This window comes from Nostoc sp. ATCC 53789, assembly GCF_009873495.1.
Classification (GTDB): domain Bacteria; phylum Cyanobacteriota; class Cyanobacteriia; order Cyanobacteriales; family Nostocaceae; genus Nostoc; species Nostoc muscorum_A.
This window is the reverse complement of sequence record NZ_CP046703.1, coordinates 4,127,708-4,147,772: the sequence shown is the minus strand read 5'-3', so window position 1 is coordinate 4,147,772 and position 20,065 is coordinate 4,127,708. Positions and strand designations below refer to the sequence as shown.

Sequence of the window (20,065 nt, the reverse complement as noted above, 5' to 3'; positions counted from 1 at the left end):
TTATTGTCTATTATTCTCTAGAAGCGGAATATGCTGGCTCAATTACCCTACCGCGCCGAATCAAGCGATCGCCTTTTAACAAAGCCGGAGTTAGAGTTACGTGTTCTTTAGTATCGGGGTCGGTACTTGGCTCAAAGTCAAAATAATTGCGATCACTGTGAGGGTCATTTGGTCGATAAATTTGAGTGTTAATTCCCTGAGACATTAAAATCTGTGGCAGAAGTTTTGCAAGTTCATAAGCCATTTGGGGTTTATCAAGTTTTGATGCGCCCATTAGCCTTTGCAAAAAATTCAATAATTCTGGCAGTTCTTCTATTGCTAAATCGCCTTCATGTTTATTTCCATCTTCTACTCTAGCTACTGCTAGGTCGATAGTGTTGAGAGCATCACCAAGATGATCTAAAAATATTTTGCTATCAACCCGGAGCAGAGGTTTAGGTAATTCCAATAGTTCTGAAGATATAGAATTTTGCTGATTCTTTAAGTCGAGTTGAAGCACAACTTCTACCCCTAGAAGTAGAGAGGTTAGTAAGATAGCCATCCATGCACCAGGGGTAGTTTTAGTTAAAGAGAATAACGAGCCTAAGATGCCTATATAAATTAGTCCCTTTAGCAGTTTCAAAATTAATCTACTGGAAAAAAAGTTTGTATTTGGGTTAGTAAATTGCTTTTGTTCTATTGGAGCAATTTGAGAATAGTTAGCCGCAGCAAGAGTGGCGATGGACTGCCGCAGGGTATCTAGGAAAAAGGAAGCTAGACGAACTTGAGCTAAATTAAGCTTTTCAATGTAAATTCTTTCGAGATTATCAAGTCGGTTTTGAACCAATTTAACTGTCTCCTCGATGTTGGTTGTGTTATCAATATCTGTCTGGAGTTGGTTGCGTTCTTCGTTAAAAAGTGAAGTGATTGTTTTCATTGCGTTAACTAATACTTTAACGTTATTAATTAGGAGTGAAATTAACAAACAAGTGTTTATTTCACTCTGTAATCACATAATGACGGAATAATTCATAACTATGAATTACGAATTACGTTGATTGCAAATTACTACCCATCAGAAGGAGGAGCAGAATGTTTATCTGCGTCATTGCAGACTACGGTACAGGAGATCCGGCATTTATAGAAGTCACACAACGTCTGCTGATGGCTTTTCCCCATGCCCAAATTCATTTGCTTTCGGTGCCAGCATTCAGTACCTTAGCAACGGGATTCTGGATTGCCCAACTAGGACTTAACCCAGGCCCTAGCGATCGCCTAATTTATCACAACTGTGCCCCTCGTCAAGATGATCCCGAAGCCCGTCGGGATAATGAAGGTGAAGGACTAACTTATGCCCTTTTATCCAATGGTGTAAAAGTAGTAGGTGTAAATGCGGGCTACACTCTCTCCTTTATCAAAGACTATACAAAGGAGTTGCGAGTAGTGAACGTTTCTCGTGGTGGATCGCAGTTTCGCTCACGGGATGTGTTTCCTCCGGCTGCGGCTGCCATTATGAATGAAGATTTTAGCCTTCTGGGAGATAGCCTTAAGAACGAGCAAATCCCAGATGTTCCACCAGATCGAATTGCCTGGGTTGATGGCTACGGCAACATCAAAACAACTATTGGGGCGCATACACTAAACTTGGAGCCTCAAAGCAAGATTGTGATTCGGATTGGAGATGTGGTCAGTGATGCTGTGTATTCTGATGGCAGCTTCAAGGTATCTGAAGGAACTTTAGCCTTTGCTCCCGGTAGTTCCGGTTGGCCAACAGGCGATTCAGAAAAACCATTGCGCTTTTTAGAGCTATTTCTACGAGGAGGGAGTGCTTGGGAGCGCTTTGGCCGTCCCCGTGTGAATCAGCAAGTAACTCGAATTGCGTGAAATCCTGTAGTTGGCTTGTGTTTATGCATTTCATCAGTTATTCAAAGGCGATCGCACCCAAAAATTCTAGAGGAAAACTCATAAACTCCTAAATCAAATCCACTCCCCACGCCCTACAGATAAGCACTAAGCTAAAAATATTTTAATTTGCATTCTCAAAAAAATGAATCTCTTGTGGGGTGGGCATCTTGCCCGCCCTGGTTGTGCAAATTAAATACGCGACAGCTTATCTATGTTTATCTGTAGGTATGGGCATTAGTGGTACTAACAATAACTAAAACAGAAAAGGATACAGAGCAACTAAATTTATTGATGGCGATTATTAATTTTGAATTTTGAATTCGGAGTGAAACGACGTGACAATTGGGGTTTGGGTATTAGGCGATCAACTTTGGGTAAAACAAGCAGCTTTAGAAAGTTGTTTTCATCAGGAGAACGTGCCTGTAATTTTGATTGAGTCACTGCGTCATGTTCAAGTAAGACCTTACCATCGGCAAAAGTTAGTCTTACTTTGGTCGGCAATGAGGCATTTTGCCCAAGAGTTGCGACAACTAAAATATTCAGTAACATACAAAATAGCTGAAGATTTTGAAGCACCACTCCAAGAATGGATTAGGGAAAATCAAATTACTCAGTTGCGGGTGATGACACCGAATGATCTACCATTCACCCAAATGATTCAAAGTTTAGAACTTTTCTGTACAATCACTTTGATTCCTAACAATCATTTTTTGTGGAGTACAGAAGAATTCAATCATTGGGCATCAGATCGTAAGCGCCTGTTAATGGAAGACTTTTATCGGGAAGGAAGGCGACGTTTCCAAATTTTAATGGAGAAAGATAAACCAGTTGGTGGACAGTGGAATTTAGATAAAGAAAATCGTCAACCACCCAAAGGTAAATTAAATACACCACCTGCACAATGGTTTGAACCAGACGAAATTACTCTCGATGTCATTGCTCAAGTTAATTCTCTCACTTGCCCAACTTATGGGGAAATAAAACCTTTTCGCTGGGGAATAAATCGCCAACAGGCACTTCAAGTATTAGATTGGTTTATTCAAAATCGTCTAACGCATTTTGGCCCCTACCAAGATGCAATGGTAACAGGGGAAGAAACAATGTGGCACGCGCTACTTTCTCCTTATTTGAATATCGGTTTACTCCAACCAATGGAGGTAATTCAAGCCGTACAACAAGCATACTTCCAACACCAATTACCTTTAAATAGTGTGGAAGGTTTCATTCGTCAGGTGTTGGGTTGGCGAGAATATATGCACGGCATCTATCACTATGTAGATGCAGATTACTCAGATAAAAATTGGTTTAACCACACACAACCGCTACCTGATTTTTTCTGGACAAGCAGAACCGAAATGAATTGTCTACACCAGATTCTTACGCAAGTGGAACGCACTGGCTACGCTCATCATATTCAACGGCTAATGGTGTTGAGTAATTTTGCTTTGATTTCCGGACTTTCACCACAATCTGTAGAAAACTGGTTCCATGCAGTGTTTATTGATGCTTATGACTGGGTAATGCAGACAAATGTCATTGGTATGGGTTTATTTGCTGATGGAGGTGTGTTGGCATCAAAACCTTATGCTGCTTCTGCTAACTATATAAATAAAATGAGTGACTATTGCAAAAGTTGTGTTTATAACCATAAGGAACGTGTCGGTAAAAATGCTTGTCCGTTCAACTTCTTCTATTGGGATTTTCTTAACCGACACCGCCAACAACTACAGTCTCAAGGAAGGATGAGTTTTATTTTAAAGAATTTAGATAAAATGTCTTCTGAAGAATTACAGTCTATCCGCCAACAAGCCCAAGATTGGCACGCCCAGTCGTAGTGTATCGCAAGGTATTCAAAGCCAGTCACTTATCAGTACGGTAGAGGTACTTAAATGACAAAAACAACCGAGAACACATTTGGTTTAGGGATGACTAATGAAGATTGGTTTAACTTAGGAAAATCTGATGCTTGGGCTGGAAAAGCTAAATTGGCACCAGAAGAAGATTCTCAAGCTGCTAGTATGTACGACCTGGGTTACTGCGAGGGAAAAATTAAACGGCCGCCAACTAAAATTAGTCAGTACCCTACAGCCTACTTAAACTAGCAGTATAAACCGTATAAGTGCTGAATAGCGCTAAGAAAAGCCCAAAAGCTTGTGTCGTCTCGTTCCCAGCCTCCAGACTGGGAATGTATTTAAAAGAGGCTCTGCCTCAATTCAAGCTACCGGAGGCGGCAGCCCTTCCAGAATGGATTTCCAGCCTCCAGGCTGGGAACCAGTCAGAACAAGGGCTGTATCTTTTCTTAGTGCCATTCGTATCAGTGCTTTTGTTCAGTATCCTACAGCAATACTCTTGAGATGATTTTAGACTAATACCCTTGGGATAAAATAATTTCCCTGTCGGTAACGCTTGTAGAGACGTTGCAATGCAACGTCTCTACACACCGGAAAATCTCACCAATAACCTTAACTAAACGGTAAGGAATAAGTGTTTCTGAAAGTTCTTGCCTAAATCATCGCTCAGTTAAGGGTATTTAGCGATTTCATTCAACGACTGTTACTGAAGCCCCTTCATTTGATGGAGGTATACCGGGTAACTCAAGACAGTATCCAGCACCATACACTGTCTTGATATAGCGGGGATGGCGAGGATCGGGTTCTAGTTTGGTTCTCAAGTGGCGAATATGGACTCGAATCGTTTCAATATCGTCATCGGGATCGTAGCCCCAAACTTCTCTGAGGATTTCGCTAGGAGAAACTGTTTGACCGTGACGTTGTAGTAAGCAGTGAAGTAGCTCAAATTCCAAATGAGTCAATTTCACCGTGTCATTGAACCATATTGCCTCAAATCTTTCGGGAACAAGGGTCAATGATCCATAGTTCAGAATCTCACTATGCTTTGCGGCTTGGGGAATGCGGTCAGTACGTCGCAATAGCGCCCGCACCCGTGCCAGCAGTTCTTCAACTTCAAAAGGCTTGGTGAGGTAGTCATCTGCGCCAGCATTAAAGCCTTCCACCTTGTCCTGAGTTTGGCTCAAAGCCGTCAACATTAACACGGGAATCTCAGAGGTGCGATCGTCGCGGCGCAGGCGTTGGCAAACTGTAAACCCATCTACTCTGGGCAACATTAAATCGAGCATGATCAAGTCTGGTTGAAGCTGGAGAGCCAGCGCTTGACCTTTGATGCCGTCTTCAGCTTGACTAACATCGTAGCCAGCCATTTCCAAGTTGACGGCAACTAGTTCTGAAATCGCTGGGTCATCGTCTATGACAAGAATCCTCGGCATTCTTAAAAATTATTACTACTTATTAAGGATAATTAACAACCTTTGATAGATACAAAGATTTTCGAAACGATTCTAAAAAAGTTTTTAAATCTTACATAAATATTAAGATTAAATGACTATGAAATCAAGACTCAACTACATGAAATCTTATAGTCTATGATGTGTTATACTCCCCCCTACAATCCGTCTTGGTTTTTACAAAACGGTGTGATGATGACTGTATACACTGCTTTGTGGGGAAAACGTAACTGGCAAAGTACTACTAAAGACCCAGAACCTTCTTATCACGAGAAAATCTTTGTTGGTGGCCAAGGTGTGCCAATTTTTGGCTTGGTTGCCATCCCGGAAAATGCCCATAGCACGATTATCGGCACTTACGGCATTACTGGAGAGTTAAAAACAGAATGGTTTTTGAGGGTGCTAGGGCGTAAAGCCTACGCTCAAGGATACGCTGTAGTGTTGTTTGATTGGCGGGCCCACGGGAAAACTGCCGAATTGTCGCCAACTCTGACTTCTGATGGTTTGTATGAAGGGGAAGATTTTGTTCGCATCGCCGCCGCAGCTAAGGCAATGGGATGTCCTGGGAAATTTTGGTTTACAGGGTTTTCTTTGGGAGGGCAATTGGCACTATGGGCAGTGAAGGTGGCTGGTGAGGTGATTAGGGAGTATGAAGATTTAGGACTAGAAGACAGCGATATTGGCGGTGGTATGGTGATTTGTCCGAGTTTGGATTCGGAGCGATCGCTATCTTATCTAGTTACAAAACCCTTCGGCAGATATTTGGAAGCGGGGATTGCCCAGAATTTAAAAAAACTAGCATGGCGAATTCATGATGCTCATCCTGGAAGCATTGACCCAGCAGCGATTGAACGGGCGAATAGTATTTGGGGTTTTGACAACGAACTGGTAATTAACCGATTAGGTTTTTCTTCTGTGGAAGCATATTACCAAGCTAGTAGTGCTTTACAAATATTGCCGCAAATATCAAAACCGACTTTGATTTTATATGCTGCTGATGACCCACTTTTTGACCCAGACATCATACCGGAATTACAAGCAGCCTGCGATCGCAATTCCGCAATAGATTTATTGCTCACTCAGTACGGTGGTCATGTTGGCTATTTGAGCAGCAAAGAGTGCCAGCGTCAAGTACAAGACTCCGATCCTTGGTGGGCATGGAATCGGATTTTACAATGGTTGGAGCAACAGCGCAAAGGATAAGTAGTCCGACGGAAATAATTATCAGTGGGATAAGACAGGGGCAACAGAAAAAGAGTTTTAGCTTTCTTTACCTTTCTTCACACATTTTGCTTCTATTAGATCGGCTTACTTAATACTAAGATTTTGTGATTGAAATGAAGTCGATGAGAATACAAAAAATCTTCATTAAAGCTAATAAATACTGGCTTAATATAATTTAATAAATGTTTCTAAAAAAGCATTTGTCAAGAAATCATGACATTAGTTTTAATCTAGATTATAGCTCTAACTTTTGCCTGCTGATAGAAAAATTGACTTGCTCCATAAAACCCCACTCTACAACGAGAGTATCTAAGCCTTAATGTGTAAGAATAGCCAAAAAAACAGCACCAAACTTCTGTAGGATTTGCCCAAATTTCCGGTAATTATATCGGGATAGTAGGCTTCTGAATTTTGGACAAAAAACTCCCATTGACTCTTTCAAAGGATAGGATTAACGTTGTGAGTAGTCCTTAGAAGGACACTATTTATGCATCAAAGAATCAAGAGGTATTTCCTATGATGATGATGATGATGACTGAAACCATGACTGCCGAAATGCAAGCTTGTATGGAAGTTTGTATGGACTGTCATAAAATGTGCATGGAAACCATGACTTACTGCATGGCCAAAGGTGGTATGCAGATGAACAAGGACATGATGAGCATGATGAGCATGATACGCGATTGCTCTGAAATGTGCATGATGTGCATGAATATGATGATGAGTGGTTCTGAGTTCATGGAACGTACTTGTATGCTCTGTGCTGAAATGTGCGATCGCACTGCAATGGCATGTGAGATGATGAGCGATGACATGAAAATGATGGAATGTGCTGCTGCTTGCCGCAAATGTGCAGAGTCTTGCAGAAGTATGCAAATGATGCCTGCTTAATTTCCCTAACTAGCAGAAGTTTCTCTGCAACCTAATATTCAAGCGCTCAGACTCTTTGGGGTCTGGGCGCTTGAAGTTAAGATGATTTTGAATAATTTGCCATGTCCCATCTATTTCTGCGTTCACTCCATCAAAATCAAGCGCAGAGGATCTAAACGCACATACCAAGGAAACGGTTGATCTTTCATAGTCACCCATTTTTCTTTGAAGACTTCAGCTTGCAGATGGTAATCTTGAGAATTCTTACCAGCAGAATGTAGTTTGAGAAATAATGTCATTCGGTGGGGCGTTTCACTTGTTCGTACTATCCAGCAGGGAAAGGTATTCTCCTGTGATGAGTCGTTGGTAAAAATGAACTGATGGGCACGAATGCCGACATGGGATAATTCGCTCGTGACTGGTTCAATAACTTGAAGAGTACAACCCCAATCAATTGCTTCTATCTGTTGTGATGACTGGAGAACAGCACGGGAGAAGTTTTTACATCCGGTAAGTTGAGCGACACTAACGGTAGCAGGATGCTGGAAAATATCGTATTTGCTGCCATGATGAACGGCTCTACCATGCTCCAATACCAATAGATTCGGACAAATCCGATAAGCTTCTTCCATATTATGGGTGACAAATAGAGTCACACCTTGGTAGTCTGCTAGAGTTTCTGTCATTTGCTGCTCTAATTGACTACGCAAATGGGTGTCAAGCGCCGAAAACGGCTCATCTAAAAGCAATGCTTCCGGTTGGCTTGCCAATGCTCTTGCCAAGGCTACCCGTTGTTGTTGGCCTCCAGAAAGTTGGTGCGGATAGCGATCGCCTAATCCTTGTAACTGCATCGCTATTAGTTGCTGTTCTACCTGCACTCTAATACTTCCAGCAGATAGTTTTTTGGGTAAACCGAAAGCAATATTTTGCGCCACACTCAAATGCGGAAACAGAGCATAATTCTGCACTAAAAAACCAATGCGGCGATCGCGGCTGGGTAGATTAATTCCTTGTTCTGAGTCAAACAGAACTCTGCCATTTAAAACTATGCGTCCACTAGAGGGTGTTTCTATCCCCGCAAGGCAGCGCAAAATCATACTCTTACCTGCTCCAGAACCACCTAATAATCCCAAGGGTTGCTCATCAGAAGTAAAAGCAACTTTTAAATCAAAGCTAGGAAGTATTTTTTCAATATTGACAAACAATCCACCAGATTCAAAGCTAGATTGCGGGCTATAAAAAATTTCTCCCCCTGCTCCACTTCGGCTACGCTCAGTGACCACCTGCCCCCCGCCCCCTGCCTTCTTCTTTTCCCTCAATTCTTGCCAGAAGTTGACTGCAATTATTCCAGATAGAGAAATCACCATAATTGCGATCGCCCAAAACCACGCCTCATTCATTGCTCCCGCTTCCACAGCAAAATAAATCGCCATTGGGATTGTCTGCGTTTGTCCGGGAATATTACCAGCCAGCATTAACGTTGCGCCGAATTCTCCCAAAGCACGCGCAAAAGCGAGCATTGTGGCGGCGACAATGCCGGGTAGTGCTAGGGGTAAACTGATGCGCCAAAAGATTGTAGTTTCGTTTGCGCCAAGGGTTCTAGCTACTCGCAGCAAGTTGCCATCTATTTGTTCAAATGCTCCCAATGCAGTTTTATACATTAAAGGAAAAGAAACTACGGTAGCTGCGATCGCAGCGCCATACCAAGTAAAAACGATGGTGAAGTCAAAAGTCTGCATGAGTTTCCCTACAGGGCCATTTTTGCCAAAAAATAGCAGCAGCAAAAAACCGACAACTGTAGGCGGTAAAATCAGTGGCGCAATAAAGATACCTTCAATCAACGATTTACCTTTGCCACCATATCCCAGCATCCAGTAAGCAGCAGCAATACCCAAGAAGAAGGTGATAAATGTAGCAAGTAATGAAGTTTTGAGTGATATCCAAAGAGGCGATAAATCCAATGGCATAGTTGCGTAGGGAAGAATTAGCTCAACTAATCCCTAATTTACCAACTTGAATTGAAATATGCTGGTAAAGTTGGTAAGTAAGTCAGCGTAAATAATTAAAGGTTCGTAGTGTACCCCCTTTAAGAGCTTTCTACACATATCCTAGTTGGGAAATAATTTCAATACTTTTTACATTAATTAATGTAGTTTAGTTATTCTCACCGACTTACTGAAATTACATAAAAATATTCAATAAAATTCCGAAAAACAAAATATTCATATTGGAGAATATGTTAGGACTGATACAACTGGCATATACATTTTCTGTTATGTAGAGCCTAGAGCAAAGCCCAAGGCGACAGAAGTCTCAGGCTCTGCTCTGGAGAACCTTTACAAAACAAATATGACACTTGCGTAAGTCCTCAGAAAAATAGTAAGAGGATATTTTTATGGCTATCTACGGTACTTCTGGCAATGACAATCTAAACGGTACTGAATCCGCTGATATTTCGATTTTTGGCTATGGAGGCAACGATCAGATTAATGGCAAAGGCGGAGATGACATAATCGATGCTGGAGAGGGAGATGACTTGGTTCTTGGCGGTAATGGTAACGACACCATTCTGGGCCGTATTGGCAAAGATACTCTTTACGGAGAGAACGGCAATGATGTTATTTTTGGTGAAGCAGGCGATGACTTTATATGGGGTGGAGCAGGCACTGATCTTTTAATTGGTGGAACAGGTAATGATACTTACCTCATCTCTGCAACAGGAGATACGGCTGACACGATTACTGAATATATTAACGAAGGTACTGATACGGTTCTATCCTATTCTAGCTACACTCTAGGGGCAAACCTGGAGAATTTAACATTGTTGAATGCAAATACTGCTTACTATGGCTTTGGCAACAACCTCAATAATGAGATTACAGGAAATGAATACTCAAATTTACTAAGTGGTTTGGGAGGAAACGATTACCTTCAAGGTAAAGGTGGGAACGATTATATTTACGGTGGTGATGGCATCGATAACCTGATCGGTGGAACTGGTAATGACTCACTTTATGGTGGAACAGGTGGTGATGTACTCTTCGGCGACGAAATCACCAATGGTAGCGGTACTCCCGCAGGTAATGACTACTTGAGTGGTGAAGATGGTAACGATCTACTCTACGGAGGACGTGGCAATGACACACTCATTGGTGGTGCAGGCAATGATTTCTTCAGTGGCTATGGCGGTAGTAGCGGCGAAATAGATAGGTATACTGGCGGTACTGGGGCGGATACATTCAGCCTTGGTTTTAATGGATCTTTTAGCACCAACATTGATTATTTGGGCAGTGGATATGCCTTAATCACAGACTTTCAGCGATCGGAAGGTGACAAGATTAGGATTGGTAGTAGTATCAATAGCTACAGTCTTACAACAACCAACTTCAGCGGTGCGGCAGCTTTAGATACCCTCATCTACAGAAATGGCGATTTAATTGCTGTTGTGCAAGATACTACAAACGTATCTACCGCTTTAGACTTTATTGCCTAAGTGAATCTGACTTTTCACGTCATCTGCGCCAAATCTAACCCCCTAGCGCCCTTTCCTAGTAAGGAAAGGAGAAAATTCAAAGCTTCTTCACTACAAGAAGAGAGGTTTAGAGAGAGGCTTTTTAGATGGTGTGAAAAGTCAGATCCCCAACTTCTGGTAATAAGTCGGGGATATTAGCGATCGCTAATTTTCAGAAATCAGATAGGATTCCATTAGGGCTACTGACTACAAACTTCCACCCAATAGAAGAGTTTCTGAATTAATCCAGTTTCGTGCTGTAGGCACTAAAACCATAAGCCAAAGTTTCTTTTAAAGCATCTGATGGTTTAAGACTTCTGTTAATAGCATTAGCAAAAGGTACTGGAATACCCTTAATGGTTTCCGGCAAAATTGCATATTCTGCTGTTGGTTCCACAATGTATTCTGGACACTTAGTTTGGATGCCAGCAGTCGTTAACATTTCATTTATTTCAGCACCAGAATATTGCTTGAGATACACTGGATTTCTCACAAATGGATTCAGCCTTCTGATAAAATTATGGATAATATGAGAAGGGCAAGACTTATTGTGAAAGGAATGATTAAAAACAAAAATTCCCCCAGGTTTTAGCACACGAGATATATCAGCTAATAAGCTTCTTAGTTGTGCATCTGGTATGTGCATAAAGACGCAGTTAGAAATTACCAAATCTATAGAATTATCTTCTAAAGGCAATATTTCAGCAGAAGTACAAATCAAGTTAAATTCAGCTTCTGGGAAAAAATTATATTCTTGTTTAACCTTGATTAACCGCCGCAATAAAGGTTCAGAAATATCAATACCATAATATTTTTCACATCTTAGATTTTTCGCTTTTGAGAGATGTAAAGGTGCGCGGCCATAACCAGAGCCAATCTCTAGAATAGAGCCAACAGTTTTATTCAATGGAAATTTGTTCCAAGTACCTCCAGGTGTACCAGTTAGTAAAGTGTAATCTTGTTTGATGGGAGACGTATCTGCAAGTTTTTCAATTTTTTGGGAACCATAATATGTTTTACCAATTGCGTCCCATGTTTTTTTATGTTGAGTATTATTCAATTGTTCATAGTCACTAGGAAAATAAATACCATCTCGTAATTCAAAATCATCTAAACTGAATTTTGCATTTGCTAATTGAGTCATTAGGATTATTCCTCATGAATAGTCAAGTCTGTTTTCTGTTATACTCTTAACTCAGCATTAACCGCAAGGCGTTTTTACTGAACTGCATCCCAAAGAAAACCGCTATAGTAACAACCTGTCATCCGATCAGAACACAAGTTCGTATACATTAGTTGATGGACAGCAACAATCGGAGGCTGGGATGGTAGAAGGATCACAACAAAAACGGGTGGTAGTTGTAGGTGCTGGTTGGGCTGGTTTAGGAGCAACCTACCATTTGGCAAAACAAGGCTATGATGTGACCCTTCTAGAAGCAGGCCCCTATCTAGGTGGATTGGTGGCAGGTTGGCAAACAGCCGCAGGAAAATCTGTTGAAGCTGGCATTCATGGCTTTTGGTATCCTTACAAAAATATTTTTTCCTTAATTAATCAATTAGAAATTAATCCTTTTACTACTTGGACTCGTTCTTCACAATATTCACCAGCAGGCTTGGAAGTTGAATCACCGATTTTTCAGGACTTACCCCGACTCCCATCCCCACTAGGAACTTTTCTATATACTCAGTTTAAACGATTGCCACTAATTGACCGTCTGAGCGCCCTGCCTTTACTGTATGCTGTTGTTGATTTTGACAATTCTGATGATGCTTGGCGGCGCTATGACTTTGTAACTGCTCGTGAATTGTTCAAAAACTTTAATGTTTCTGCACGGCTTTACCGCGAGGCTTTTGAACCAATGTTATTAGTGGGCTTGTTTGCCCCTGGTGAACAATGCTCGGCCGCAGCAACTTTAGGGATGCTTTACTTTTTTATTCTGGCTCATCAACCTGATTTTGATGTAGTTTGGTGTCGGGGAACTGTTGGAGAAAAGATATTTCGTCCTTGGGTGGAACAGATTGAAAAAGCTGGGGCGCGAGTGCTACCCAAGCGACGAGTTACAGACTTAATTGTTGATAGTAATCATCGGGCGAAAGGTGTGGTTTGCGGTGATGAAGTAATTGAAGCAGATGCCGTGATTTTTGCAGTTGGGATCGCGGGGATGAAGAAAATTGTCTCAACTAGCCCTAGTTTACAAAGTCATAAAGAATTCCGTAATTTGAGCAATTTAGGAGGGATTGATGTTTTAGCAACGCGGCTATGGTTTGACCGCAAAATTGATATTCCCCGTCCTTCTAATGCTTGTTTCGGATTCGACGCAAGTACAGGTTGGACGTTTTTTGATTTGAATGCCTTACATGATGAATATCGAGATGAGCCAGGAACAGTGATTGAAGCTGATTTTTATCATGCGAATCAGTTCCTCAGTTTGAGTGATGAGGAGATTTTAGCAATAGTTCAGGGTTATTTAGCAACTTGTGTACCTGCCTTTCGGGAGGCAAAGATCGTTGATAGCAGTGTAATTCGCCTATCTCAGGCGGTGACTCACTTTGCACCTGGTAGCTATCGTTATATGTTGCCTGCGAAGACAAGTTTTGAGAATGTGTTTATGAGTGGGGATTGGATTGTGAACCGTCATGGTTCCTGGTCACAAGAAAAGGCTTATGTTACTGGTTTGGAGGCGGCGAATTTGGTGGTGTCTTATTTGGGAGAAGGTCAGCCAGCCGAGATTTTAGCTGTAGAAGAGGATGAAGCACATATCCAAGTGGCGCGATCGCTCAACCAAACTCTACGTGACTTGGGCAAATCTATCCTACCTGACTTTTGGTTGCCTTAATCCGTAGGTACGCGAAGAGTTAATCATTAATCGTAATCTAAATTCGGTAAGCTAAAGAAAGCTATGCCATACCATTCTTTTAATGTAAATCAAATCACATAAGCTTATGGAGCCAGACTCTTTACAAACCGAGGTGATTCTGACGCACCCGCGTGAGTCACTCGGTAAAGTGCAACTTGATTGGACACCCCAACCCGGAAATTATCTCGATTTTGAAGGTAAAACTTATGCGGTTTTAGAACGCCGCCATAAATACCAACTCAAAGCTGGACGCTACCGCTTACATAATATTGCTATTTACGTGCAGTCGGCTAAACGACCATCTGAAAAAAGTTTGGTAGGTGGACGCTGGGTAGTTGGCGATGCTACCTGCTCTTACAATGCTCATTCAGAACTCATTCGCTGTGCAGTCAACCCAGATGGCCCTTGCGAATCTTGCCGCTTTTATGAAAAGTTAGAAGTTAAGAGCTAAGAGAGACGCGATTAATCGCGTCTGTATAAGGAGTTAGGAGTTATTTTCCCTCAACTACCCGCACCAAAAACTTCTCCCACAGTTAAGCGGGTACCATTAACAAAATCCCATCCTGACTGGGGACGTTTCCCAGCTAGCTGAACCTCTCGCAACAGCAACAAACCTTCCCCAGTTTGGACGATCGCTCCAATGCCTTTGGTAATGTTCACTACAACTCCCGGTTTGTCTGATACATTTGACAAATCAGGCAATTTAGAAATTAATTCTTGTAGTTCTGGTGGGATGCGATCGCCTACAAAACCAAGGGGAGCCGAAGCGGTAATTTTCAACAAGTTATTACGAAAGGTAGCCGTGCAGTTGGGGTAAAAGCCTCTAATTTGATTGTGTAATTGGATCGCGCTTTTTGACCAATCCAAACCATAATCTTCTTTTTGAATCAGAGGTGCATAAGTAGCTGACAAATTATCTTGGGGTATTGGTTGAATTTCCTGGCGTTCCAACTTCAACAGAGTTTCCACTAACAAATCCCCACCGATCGCAGCTAGTCTTTCGGCTAAATCTTGAGTATTATCCAGTAATCCAATGAGTGTAGTGGCTATTTCTAGCATTGGCCCGGTATCCATCCCCACATCCATTAACATGGTTGTGATCCCCGTTTCCTTCTCACCATTATACAAACACCATTGAATCGGCGCTGCACCCCGATATTTAGGTAAAATCGAGCCATGCACATTAATGCAGCCTAACTTTGGCATCTTTAAGATTTTTGACGATAAAATCTGCCCATAAGCGACAACAACAAACACATCTGCGTCTAATTCTTTGAGCTTGGTTAAAGTTTCAGTATCTTTTTTTACTTTTTCTGGTTGCCATACTGGTAAATTGTGGGCAGTGGCGATCGCCTTGACAGGTGAAGGAGTAAGTTTATTTCCCCGTTCCCGGCGTTTATCTGGTTGAGTGACAACTGCCAACACGTCAAATTTTGAATGATTCAATAACTTTTCCAACGTGGGTACAGCAAACTGTGGTGTACCAAAAAATACAATTTTCATTAATAATTATTTGTTAATCGTAAGTCATTAGTTAATGGTAAATAATATCGGCTGTTTGGTGGTACAATATTTTCGTATCGAGTGAAACCAAAAGGCTGTTTGATTAACTTACATAGTTAACTTGACAAGTGTAACAGCTAGTATAAGCTGCATTGCCTTTAGGAAACCCTCATCGTTTAGTGGTGTCTCGTCACGAGCCGCTAGAGCATCTACCAAGTTAGTTTTGTTGTGTTCCCGAACGTTTACCCCGAATTGGCATTAAAGGCAGTTGGGTTTGTAAAAAACTATTGCTTCTTCTAGCTATTTTGTAGTTGAGATTGCAATTTATAAATTTGGGTTGCTGACAGCAGTATTTTCTGAGTATGATTTATTATGCGTCTGCTTTCCCAGCTTTTCACATAACACCTCAACTTTACCATTATGAGGGGTTGCGCTGTTATATTTAGTGTGTAACCTGACTTGTTGATTGTGTACTAGCTACAACTAGTACGATCCCCAATAGCTTAAGTTATATCATTTTTTGTTGCCAGCGTTATCGTCTCAACTATAACTTGAATACGCCTTGACTAATATCTCTTTTGGTATTGTCAAGTATATCAACAGCAGGACTATAGATCGTGTAGTAATTACTGAGTTCTCAGCATATTTACTATACTTGCATACTTTTGCAAAAAAACATTCAGTACCTGAGTAAGAAAAGGTGTAGACAATGATACTTAATTTTTGTAAAACTCAGCAAACTTTGAAGGAAATATCTCGTCAAAGTTTTTAGTTTCTTGTTATACATATAATTACTGCCTGCCCCATTGCTGCATAGGTATTGCTTCTCACATAGCAACCGCCCCTCTAGAGAGTCTACAAATGCTTAAACCCCTTTTGCTGTCAGGATGGTTCCGCGCGCAACCATTTCTCAATTACGTTGTCGTTGTGATACTGATCGCACCCTTGCTAGGGGCATCGGCTCACTCGTTCCCTGCAAAATCCGAAGTAGCTAAACTAACTTCGAAGGCTGGAGATTCTGACTCTGTATCAAAGGAAATAGCTGTAGTTGGGGAACCTGAGATAGCTGAAATATCGAAAACAGATCAAATCTATTCTTTAACAGAAAAATTTGACTCTGTACCCACACAAAGTCCTGCTGTCCAGGAACCGCAAGTATTACCATCAGATAAAATTGAGTTTTTTGCTCAAGTAGATAGTTATGGGTTAAACAACGATTTAACTGTTCCTGATACTTTGGCAGCAGTTGAACTTGCACCATTAACAGATGTTCCTGTTAGTCAGCTTAATCTAGTACAAAAACTCAAAGCTGCTAATATCAAGTCTTTGAAAGGACAAGAAAAATCTCTCTCTAGAGAAAAGTCTTTTACTAAATCATTGACAGCAACTCAAGTAGCGCCAATTCTTAGAGAGTCACAACCAACCACAACAACAGAAATACCCGTTTCTGAACCACGTGATGAGTCCCAAGCAGAACAAATAGATCCCATAGGTAGTCCTCATCCTATTCCTTGGAAATGGATTACAGCGACTCAAGAAGCAATTGGTTCTAACGGTGGTTCTGGAGTTCGTCACTACCGTAGCGTACCCGTCGTTTCTCCAGATGGTAAATATGCTGTTTATAGTCGCGTGCAACTAGAAGTAAAACCCGAAATGTACAACAGCCGTGTTACTAGCGTTCTGTTTGTCCAAGATATGCACACGAAGAAGTTGTGGGTAATGGCTTCAACTACTCCTGTTAGCGATCCTTTATTAAAAGTAAAAGCTCTAAAGGGTTCTTCGGCAGAAGAGGCTAATCCAAACGGTCAAATTGGGGTATTAGTTCCGGTTAGCTGGTCGGAAAAAGGCGATCGCTTTTTAGCACGCAAGTTTGAAGGGATATTTAACACAGGCGATTCTACTGATAGTGCAGTGATTTGGGATCGGCAAAAAAATCACGCTAATATAGTTGCTCCTGCTAATGAGCAAGATGAGCATGAGAAAATCGCCGTCTTGTTAGGTTGGAGTAAAAAGCAACCAGATCATGTACTATTCCGTGCAGGTGAATTGGGTGATGAAAACTGGCCACTAATGCAAGTTGCTAATGATGGCAAGACTGTACCCACAACAGACGAAGATCAGCCGATTACTTTTGGTAAAAAGGTTACAGAGATTTGGGCAGGGCCACAAGTGGCTTACCGATAGTTTATAAAATAATTTATCTACTCCCGTTATCGTCACCGATGGACAACGGGAGATTTTTTATTGGGTACTTTCTATACTCAAAACTCCTATATTGACACCCACCCAAATATGTCAATATAGGAGTTTATTTAATCTAAAGCTTGGGACAACTCGTTACAATTGCAATAAAAATATTTAAGACTTAAAACTATTAAAACTTATTTATCACCCCTTTCCCATTCAGGTATGGCTCCTTTCACCCGGCGGATGGGCAAATTAGCAATTAAAGCTGTTGTTCGTTGGTTGCTTTCTAAGGAGAATTCCAAGCCCTCTGTCTCAATTTCGACATAGCGACAGACTACATCTAGGATTTCTTTCCGCATTTTTTCCAACGTTTGAGGATCTAAATCAGCGCGATCGTGAGCAATCACCAATTGCAGCCGACGTTTAACTTGAGTTCGACTGCTATCAGGGCCGCGAGAAAAAAGTTTTTCTAGAAGTTCAATCATTACGAATAGGTCTGGCGCGGAGACTAGAAAAGTAAGTTAAACAATCTTTGTCCACAACAACCTTCGTAGACGGGCGAAGATGCTGTCTTGGGATGAGTCGATCTCCAGAAATTCGACACTTTCTCCTTCTAATCTACGAGCAATGTTCTCAAAGGCTGTGGCGGCTAAAGAAGGATTTTCCGCTAACACTAAGGGTTCGCCGCGATTGGTAGATACAATAACACGCTCGTCGTCAGGGATTACCCCGATCAGGGGAATGGCGAGAAGTTCCTGAACATCTTGCACTGACATCATATCATTTGCCTGCACCATTGCGGGTCTGATGCGGTTAATTATTAAATGAACACGCTTGATACCTTGTGCTTCAAGTAACCCCACTACCCGGTCGGCATCACGAACTGAGGAAATTTCTGGCGTGCTGACAACTAGCGCTTCTTTGGCCGGGCCGATCGCATTTTTAAACCCATTTTCGATGCCGGCGGGGCTATCAATGATCACGTACTGATACTTTTGCGCTAGGGCATTGACCAGTAACTTCATCTGTTCCGGTGTGACTGCATCTTTGGAGCGATTTTGGGCTGCCGGTAGGAGTACAAGATTGGGTTGGCGTTTATCTTTCACCAAGGCTTGTTCTAAGCGACACTCTCTGGCCAAGACTTCCACCGCAGTATAGACGATGCGGTTCTCCAGCCCTAGCAGCAAATCCAAATTTCTCAGACCAAAATCCGCATCAACCAAGGCAACTTGACGACCCATTTTGGCTAAAGCCATGCCCAGATTTGCTGAAACTGTGGTTTTACCCACTCCTCCTTTACCGGAGGTAATCACTATAATGCGAGTCATGATAGAAATGCGGTCAATGAGGGTTCAGGAAATATAAAACCGTAAATTGCAGTATAAAGTATGAAGTATCGTATCAAGTATGAAGAAATATCTGGTCTCCCTGATTAGGGCGAGGATGAATATTTTTTTATTGCGATGTCTTATGACAAGCCGATCCGCGTCTTTGCTCAGTCGTGTTAAATACACTTTGCTAGGGGAAAGGCATTAGAGTAGTGTATTCCATCTACATGAAAACCGCTATATTTCATCCTTCATATTCTTCATCTTTTCAGTAAATATTCAGGGCTACTGATTGCTTTTAGTAAATTGGTTTCTAGAAAAATCACTAGCCCTAGCGATGCGAATCCCTTGGGGCATAATATGTGCCACTTCTGGAGAAAATTGCGTCGGTAATTTTTCTGGTGCCCTAGCTACAGCATCTGCGATCCGCAATTGGGTAGGTTCCATTTGCAAAGCCATTATCAGACACTCACGATTGCCTCCGGCCCCAGCATGAGCAATTCCACGTAGACGACCCCAGATGATAATATCTCCATCTGCAATTACAATACCACCTGGGTTTACATCTCCCAAGATAATTACTGTACCAGGATGACGAATTTCTACTCCAGAGCGGACTGTTGTTTCTAAATAAAGGGCATCTGCCTGGGGTGTAGCTGTAGCTTCTGACCCTGTATTCAGGGAAGTTACTGGCTGCAATTGTTCTACAGAATACCCAGATGTGACGGCTGCGATCGCAGTTTGTCGGCGACTCGTTGAGACAGAAATTAGCCGCAGTTGGACTTCAGTTAAAGCCTCGGCGAGTTCTTGGAGTTGCCTGGCATCTACTAAGCGGTCTTGTGCCATTAGATGTACAGGTGTATTTGCTATTCGGAAGCGATCGCCTGCATTCAAACGTTGCCTGATTTGTTGCCAAATATCAGACCAGCTGAGTTCTGAGGCAGATACTTGAGATTCCGGGGGCAAAATTAATAACAGTCGTCCCTCCTTACTTCTTAACTGGACTTGAGTATTATCATTTACGCGATACCCTGATATTGCTGACTCATTGGGATTTGAATCAGTCAAGATAAAATCTGATGCAACATCAGTCTTAGACTCTACATCTGGGTTAGCAGGATTTGGCTCTAAATCTGAGTTAACAGGATTAGACTCTAAGTCTGGGTTAGCAGGATTAGACTCTAGATCCCCAAGGATAGTATTTGATTTTAAATAAAGGAGGACGGATCTTAACTCCGCATCAGGGGGGATAGGATCTGACTCTACATCAGAAACAGTAGGATTTACCTCTACCTCCGAAAGGATAGAGTTTAATTCTGCATTAGGAAGTGCAGAATTTGACTTTAGATTGGGAATTGCAGAATCAGAAGTCATGCAGTACTAGCCAAAAGACAAGGGA

At 41.8% G+C, this 20,065-nt stretch carries 17 protein-coding genes; 9 read left to right on the top strand and 8 right to left on the bottom strand.

Translation table 11 applies throughout. The features are described 5' to 3' along the window. Positions 1 to 10: 10 nt before the first annotated feature. A complete protein-coding gene (locus GJB62_RS17105) occupies positions 11 to 916 on the bottom strand; it encodes a hypothetical protein (RefSeq protein WP_114081732.1) in 906 nt (301 codons plus the stop codon). Positions 917 to 1,071: 155 nt separating this feature from the next. Here GJB62_RS17105 and GJB62_RS17100 point away from each other — a divergent pair, with 155 nt between their 5' ends. The 3 genes from GJB62_RS17100 (at position 1,072) to GJB62_RS17090 (ending at position 3,986) form a co-directional block, all read left to right on the top strand. After that, a complete protein-coding gene (locus tag GJB62_RS17100) occupies positions 1,072 to 1,863 on the top strand; it encodes an SAM-dependent chlorinase/fluorinase (protein WP_114081731.1) in 792 nt (263 codons plus the stop codon). 356 nt (positions 1,864 to 2,219) lie between these two features. After that, positions 2,220 to 3,719 carry a cryptochrome/photolyase family protein gene (locus GJB62_RS17095; protein WP_114081730.1) on the top strand — a complete coding sequence of 500 codons (1,500 nt, stop codon included), beginning with the start codon at positions 2,220 to 2,222 and terminating at the stop codon, positions 3,717 to 3,719. 54 nt (positions 3,720 to 3,773) lie between these two features. Further along, positions 3,774 to 3,986 carry a hypothetical protein gene (locus tag GJB62_RS17090; protein ID WP_114081729.1) on the top strand — a complete coding sequence of 71 codons (213 nt, stop codon included), beginning with the start codon at positions 3,774 to 3,776 and terminating at the stop codon, positions 3,984 to 3,986. A 437-nt stretch (positions 3,987 to 4,423) separates the two neighbouring features. On the opposite strand, the gene GJB62_RS17085 is transcribed toward GJB62_RS17090, so the two are convergent. Next, positions 4,424 to 5,167, bottom strand: coding sequence for a response regulator transcription factor (locus GJB62_RS17085; protein WP_094331110.1), 744 nt, complete (start codon positions 5,165 to 5,167; stop codon positions 4,424 to 4,426). A 156-nt stretch (positions 5,168 to 5,323) separates the two neighbouring features. On the opposite strand from GJB62_RS17085, the gene GJB62_RS17080 reads away from it, so the two are divergent. After that, entirely contained in the window at positions 5,324 to 6,388 is a 1,065-nt protein-coding gene (locus GJB62_RS17080; RefSeq protein ID WP_114081728.1) for an alpha/beta fold hydrolase, read from the top strand. A 540-nt stretch (positions 6,389 to 6,928) separates the two neighbouring features. After that, entirely contained in the window at positions 6,929 to 7,300 is a 372-nt protein-coding gene (locus GJB62_RS17075) for a four-helix bundle copper-binding protein (RefSeq protein WP_114081794.1), read from the top strand. Between the two features lie 122 nt (positions 7,301 to 7,422). Here GJB62_RS17075 and modB read toward each other — a convergent pair whose 3' ends face one another. Continuing rightward, positions 7,423 to 9,246 carry a molybdate ABC transporter permease subunit gene (gene modB, locus GJB62_RS17070; RefSeq protein ID WP_114081727.1) on the bottom strand — a complete coding sequence of 608 codons (1,824 nt, stop codon included), beginning with the start codon at positions 9,244 to 9,246 and terminating at the stop codon, positions 7,423 to 7,425. Between the two features lie 428 nt (positions 9,247 to 9,674). Between modB and GJB62_RS17065 the strand changes: the two genes are divergently transcribed. Continuing rightward, positions 9,675 to 10,772: a calcium-binding protein gene (locus GJB62_RS17065; protein ID WP_114081726.1), complete on the top strand. Its 1,098-nt coding sequence runs from the start codon at positions 9,675 to 9,677 to the stop codon at positions 10,770 to 10,772. Positions 10,773 to 11,031: 259 nt separating this feature from the next. On the opposite strand, the gene GJB62_RS17060 is transcribed toward GJB62_RS17065, so the two are convergent. After that, complete coding sequence (locus GJB62_RS17060) at positions 11,032 to 11,934, bottom strand: class I SAM-dependent methyltransferase (RefSeq protein ID WP_114081725.1); 903 nt, start codon at positions 11,932 to 11,934, stop codon at positions 11,032 to 11,034. A gap of 181 nt (positions 11,935 to 12,115) precedes the next feature. On the opposite strand from GJB62_RS17060, the gene GJB62_RS17055 reads away from it, so the two are divergent. Together GJB62_RS17055 and GJB62_RS17050 are read left to right on the top strand one after the other, a co-directional pair. After that, positions 12,116 to 13,627 carry an FAD-dependent oxidoreductase gene (locus GJB62_RS17055; RefSeq protein WP_114081724.1) on the top strand — a complete coding sequence of 504 codons (1,512 nt, stop codon included), beginning with the start codon at positions 12,116 to 12,118 and terminating at the stop codon, positions 13,625 to 13,627. Positions 13,628 to 13,733: 106 nt separating this feature from the next. Next, positions 13,734 to 14,099, top strand: coding sequence for a DUF6464 family protein (locus tag GJB62_RS17050; protein ID WP_114081723.1), 366 nt, complete (start codon positions 13,734 to 13,736; stop codon positions 14,097 to 14,099). A 50-nt stretch (positions 14,100 to 14,149) separates the two neighbouring features. Here GJB62_RS17050 and fmt read toward each other — a convergent pair whose 3' ends face one another. Then, the gene (fmt, locus tag GJB62_RS17045) at positions 14,150 to 15,151 is read right to left on the bottom strand and encodes a methionyl-tRNA formyltransferase (RefSeq protein WP_114081722.1); all 1,002 of its coding nucleotides are present in this window, start codon (positions 15,149 to 15,151) and stop codon (positions 14,150 to 14,152) included. 861 nt (positions 15,152 to 16,012) lie between these two features. On the opposite strand from fmt, the gene GJB62_RS17040 reads away from it, so the two are divergent. After that, positions 16,013 to 17,335 carry a hypothetical protein gene (locus GJB62_RS17040; protein WP_114081721.1) on the top strand — a complete coding sequence of 441 codons (1,323 nt, stop codon included), beginning with the start codon at positions 16,013 to 16,015 and terminating at the stop codon, positions 17,333 to 17,335. Between the two features lie 197 nt (positions 17,336 to 17,532). Here GJB62_RS17040 and minE read toward each other — a convergent pair whose 3' ends face one another. From minE to minC, 3 genes are all read right to left on the bottom strand, one after another. After that, positions 17,533 to 17,823, bottom strand: coding sequence for a cell division topological specificity factor MinE (gene minE, locus GJB62_RS17035; RefSeq protein WP_012410010.1), 291 nt, complete (start codon positions 17,821 to 17,823; stop codon positions 17,533 to 17,535). A gap of 36 nt (positions 17,824 to 17,859) precedes the next feature. Continuing rightward, on the bottom strand, positions 17,860 to 18,666 hold the full coding sequence (gene minD / locus GJB62_RS17030) for a septum site-determining protein MinD (protein ID WP_012410009.1): 807 nt from the start codon (positions 18,664 to 18,666) through the stop codon (positions 17,860 to 17,862). 285 nt (positions 18,667 to 18,951) lie between these two features. Beyond that, on the bottom strand, positions 18,952 to 20,040 hold the full coding sequence (gene minC, locus GJB62_RS17025; RefSeq protein WP_114081720.1) for a septum site-determining protein MinC: 1,089 nt from the start codon (positions 20,038 to 20,040) through the stop codon (positions 18,952 to 18,954). Positions 20,041 to 20,065 lie beyond the last annotated feature (25 nt).